Genomic DNA, 4,209 nt, shown 5'->3' with positions numbered 1-4,209 from the left:
ACCACGTCCGCACCCAGCCACGCCAGCAACTGCGTCGCCGACGGACCCGACTGCACATGCGTCATATCCAGCACCCGCACACCCTCAAGAGCCTTCGTCATGATCGCCACCTCACTTGTACGTCGACGTCTGCACGCGCTCCCGAGAGCGGCGCACTCGCACGGGCGCCGCCCTCGGCCGCCGGTCACGGCATGAGCTGGTACTCAGGGAAGTTCCCGGGCAGCCGCTCCCCCGCCGGGCCCCGCGTCACGGCGCGCACCAGCAGCTCGCCGCCGACGAAGGCGCCGCGCCAGGACGCGCCGAACCCGCCGAACAGTTCGTCGCGGTCACCCCGCGAGCGCGGCTTGCCGTGGCCGACCTTGAACGCCCGGATCTGCGGGGCGAGCCGGTCGAAGGTGGCGCGGTCGTCCGTCGACAGCGTGGCCACCAGCGCGCCGTTGGAGGCGTTCATCGCGGCCAGCAGCTCCGCCTCGGTGTCGACCAGGACGATGGTGTCGACCGGGCCGAACGGTTCCGCGTGGTGCAGCGGTGAGGACGGGGGCGGGTTGAGGAGCGTGACGGGCTGGACGTACGCCGAGGTGTCCTGGCCGGGCAGGAACCGGGCGTCGCTCTCACTGGCGCGGTGCAGGGGGACGGCGCCGCGGGCGATGGCCTCGGCGACCTGGTCGTGCAGGTCCTTCGCCTTGGCCGCGTTGATCACCGGGCCGAAGTCCAGTGCCGGGTAGGGGTCGTCGGCCCGGGCGACGGCGAGCGGGTGGCCGACCTTGAGCGTGCGCACCGCGGGGAGGTACGCCGCGAGGAAGTCGTCGAACAGCTCCCGCTGGACGACGAAGCGCGGGTACGCCGTGCAGCGCTGCTTGCCGTAGTCGAAGAGCTTGGGGATGACGGCGGTGAGGGCGTCCCAGTCCGAGTGGTTCCAGATGCCCCAGGTGTTGAGCCCTTCCTGTTCGAGGACATGACGCTTGCCGAGGTCGGCGACGGCCGTGGCCACGGCGGCCCCGGTGTCGCGGCCGCCGACGAAGGAGACGCAGCCGATCTCTGGCGCCCGCACCAGCGCCTCGGACAGTTCGCCCCCACTGCCGCTGACCAGGGTGACGGGGATCCCCTCGCGGGCGGCGAGTGCGCAGGCCAGGGTCAGACAGGCGACACCGCCGTCGGTCGGGGTCTTGGCGATGACCGCGTTGCCCGCCAGGGCCTGAATCAGCATGGCGTGAACGAGCACGCTCATCGGATAGTTCCAGCTGGCGATGTTGGACACCGGGCCGTCCAGCGGAGCCCGCCCGGCGACCATCGGCTCGATGCCGTCGACGTACCAGCGCACCCCGTCGATGGCCCGGTCGACGTCCGCCTGAGCGAGCCGCCACGGCTTGCCGATCTCCCAGACGAGCAGCAGGGCGAGGAGTTCGCGGTGCTGGGTGAGGGCGTCGAGGGTGGCCGCGACACGGGCCCGGCGCTCTTCCAGCGGGACGTGCCGCCACGCGCGGTGCTGGTCGAGGGAGGCGCGGACGGCGTGGTGGGCGGCTTCGCGGTCCAGACGCGGCGGGCCGGCGATCGGGCTGCCGTCGACGGGGCTGGTGGCGGGCAGGGCGCGGCCGTCCGCCCGCCAGGCGGCGTTCCAGAGGTTGAGGACCCGGTCGTCGCGGAACGCCTCGGGGGCGGCCGCGAGACAGCGCCGCCAGGCGTCGTCCCAGGTGGTGCCGGACTTCACGACGAGGGGGGTGGAGTTGAGGGTGGTTGTCATTCGGTGTCTCCGCTCTCGGTGCACAGTCGGGGGCGGGGGGTGCCTGGCGTCCACGGAACGTTCTGCGGGACCGCGGAGGGCAGGTCCGTGCGACCAGTGGTCGCGTATATAGGGGAGGAACTCGGTGGCGCCGGGCGATCACGCCTTGCGGGGTGCGTCGCGGTCGGCCGCCAGCAGGTCGAGCACGAGCCGGGCCGTCTCGGTCGGGGTGTTCCCGACCTTGACGCCGACCGCTTCCAGCGCTTCCTTCTTGGCCTGCGCCGTGCCCGAGGAACCGGACACGATGGCGCCCGCGTGTCCCATGGTCTTACCCTCGGGCGCGGTGAATCCGGCGATGTAGCCGACGACCGGTTTGCCGACGTGCTGCTCGATGTACGCGGCCGCGCGTTCCTCGGCGTCGCCGCCGATCTCCCCGATGAGGACGACGAGTTCGGTGTCGGGGTCGTCCTGGAACGCGGCCAGGCAGTCGATGTGGGTGGTGCCGACGACGGGGTCGCCGCCGATGCCTACACAGGTTGTGAAGCCGATGTCGCGCAGCTCGTACATGAGTTGGTAGGTGAGTGTGCCCGACTTGGAGACCAGGCCGATGCGTCCGGGTTTGGCGATGTCGGCCGGGATGATGCCCGCGTTGGACTGTCCGGGGGTGATCAGGCCCGGACAGTTGGGGCCGATGATCCGGGTGCCCTTCTCCTTCGCGTACGCGGTGAAGGCGACGGAGTCGTGGACGGGGATGCCCTCGGTGATGACGACGGCGAGCCCGATGCCGGCGTCGGCGGCTTCGACGACGGCCGCCTTGGCGAAGGCGGGCGGTACGAAGACGACGGTGACATCGGCTCCGGTCGACTGTATACCGTCGGCAACCGACCCGAAAACAGGTACGGCACGATCGTCGAAGTCGACGGTCCGGCCGGCCTTGCGCGGGTTGACGCCGCCGACGACGTTCGTGCCGGCCGCGAGCATGCGCCGGGTGTGCTTCATGCCCTCGCCGCCGGTCATGCCCTGGACGAGGACCTTGCTCTCCTTGGTGAGGTAGATCGCCATGTGCCGCCTCCTCAGGCTGTGTCGGCGAGTCGGGCGGCGCGGCGGGCGGCGCCGTCCATGGTGGTGGCCTGCTGGACCAGCGGATGGGCGTGCGCGTCGAGGACGGCACGGCCACGGGCGGCGTTGTTGCCGTCGAGGCGTACGACGAGCGGTTTCGTCAACTGGACGGTGTCCAGGGCCCGTACGATGCCGTCGGCGACCGCGTCGCACGCGGTGATCCCGCCGAAGACGTTGACGAACACCGACTTCACCGCCGGGTCGGAGAGGATGACGGACAGCCCGTCGGCCATCACCTGGGCGGACGCCCCGCCCCCGATGTCGAGGAAGTTGGCCGGCCGGGCGCCGCAGCCGGCGACCACGTCGAGGGTCGACATGACCAGCCCCGCGCCGTTGCCGATGATGCCGACCTCGCCGTCGAGCTTGACGTAGTTGAGGCCCTTCGCGGCTGCGGCCGCCTCCAGCGCGTCCCCGTGCTCCGCTTCCTCGACGCCCCAACGGGCCTGGCGGAAGCGGGCGTTGTCGTCGAGTGTGACCTTGCCGTCGAGGGCGAGGATCTGCCCCTGCCGGGTGCGGACCAGCGGATTGACCTCGACGAGGACGGCGTCCTCGCGGACCAGTACCTGCCACAGCCGTACGAGGACGTCGACGGTCTGCGGCGGTAGGCCGGCGGCCTCGGCGATCTCTCCCGCCTTGGCGGACGTGACCCCTTCGGCCGGGTCGATGTGTATGCGGGCGACCGCCTCCGGCCGACCGGCGGCGACCTCCTCGATCTCCATGCCGCCCTCGGCGGAGGCGATGGCGAGGAAGCGGCCCGCCGCGCGGTCCAGGACGTACGAGACGTAGAACTCGGCCTCGATGTCCACCGGTTGGGCCAGCATGACCTTGCCGACGGTGTGGCCCTTGATGTCCATACCGAGGATCCGACGCGCCGCCAGTTCCGCCGCGGCCGGGTCGGCCGCGAGCCGCACACCGCCGGTCTTGCCCCGCCCCCCGGTCTTGACCTGCGCCTTGACGACGGCGGAGCCGCCCAGCGTGCGCGCGATCTCGCGCGCCTCCTTGGGTGAGTCGGTGACCTCCGCCCTCGGCACGAGGATGCCGTGTTCCTCGAAGAGCCCGCGGGCCTGGTGCTCGTACAGGTCCATGGTTCGGCTCCCGTCTCGATCGGGTCGCGTCCGAAAAGTGGTGCACGACCCCTGGACATCACCCACGGGATGCGGGATAACAATCTTCATACAGTATTCGTCGACTGTATGCAATCTACCGAGCACGGCTCAGGATCAGCGCCGCCAGCACGCTCAAGGCAACGGACAAGCGAGGTGACCTGTGACGACGAAGGCTCTTGAGGGTGTGCGGGTGCTGGATATGACGCATGTGCAGTCGGGTCCGTCGGCGACGCAGTTGCTGGCGTGGCTGGGTGCGGACGTGGT

5 protein-coding genes are annotated in these 4,209 nt (G+C 70.8%); 1 reads left to right on the top strand and 4 read right to left on the bottom strand.

Annotation, left to right across the window (positions count from 1 at the left end; genetic code table 11):
* From TN53_RS47050 to sucC, 4 genes are all read right to left on the bottom strand, one after another.
* A partial coding sequence (locus TN53_RS47050; protein ID WP_158812422.1) for a CoA transferase occupies positions 1–101 on the bottom strand: 101 nt, incomplete at its 3' end.
* An 83-nt stretch (positions 102–184) separates the two neighbouring features.
* Positions 185–1,741 carry an aldehyde dehydrogenase family protein gene (locus tag TN53_RS39970; protein ID WP_046263773.1) on the bottom strand — a complete coding sequence of 519 codons (1,557 nt, stop codon included), beginning with the start codon at positions 1,739–1,741 and terminating at the stop codon, positions 185–187.
* A gap of 138 nt (positions 1,742–1,879) precedes the next feature.
* A complete protein-coding gene (gene sucD, locus TN53_RS39965) occupies positions 1,880–2,782 on the bottom strand; it encodes a succinate--CoA ligase subunit alpha (protein ID WP_046263772.1) in 903 nt (300 codons plus the stop codon).
* Positions 2,783–2,793: 11 nt separating this feature from the next.
* Positions 2,794–3,924 (bottom strand): ADP-forming succinate--CoA ligase subunit beta, encoded by a 1,131-nt coding sequence (gene sucC, locus TN53_RS39960; RefSeq protein WP_046263771.1) that lies wholly within the window; start codon positions 3,922–3,924, stop codon positions 2,794–2,796.
* 181 nt (positions 3,925–4,105) lie between these two features.
* Between sucC and TN53_RS47045 the strand changes: the two genes are divergently transcribed.
* Positions 4,106–4,209, top strand: a 104-nt coding sequence (locus tag TN53_RS47045; protein ID WP_158812423.1) for a CoA transferase, incomplete at its 3' end; no start/stop codon positions are given.

It is taken from the genome of Streptomyces sp. WM6386 (genome assembly GCF_000972385.1).
GTDB lineage: Bacteria > Actinomycetota > Actinomycetes > Streptomycetales > Streptomycetaceae > Streptomyces.
The sequence above is the reverse complement of the archived record's forward strand: the minus strand, read 5'-3'. Positions and strand labels throughout refer to the sequence as shown.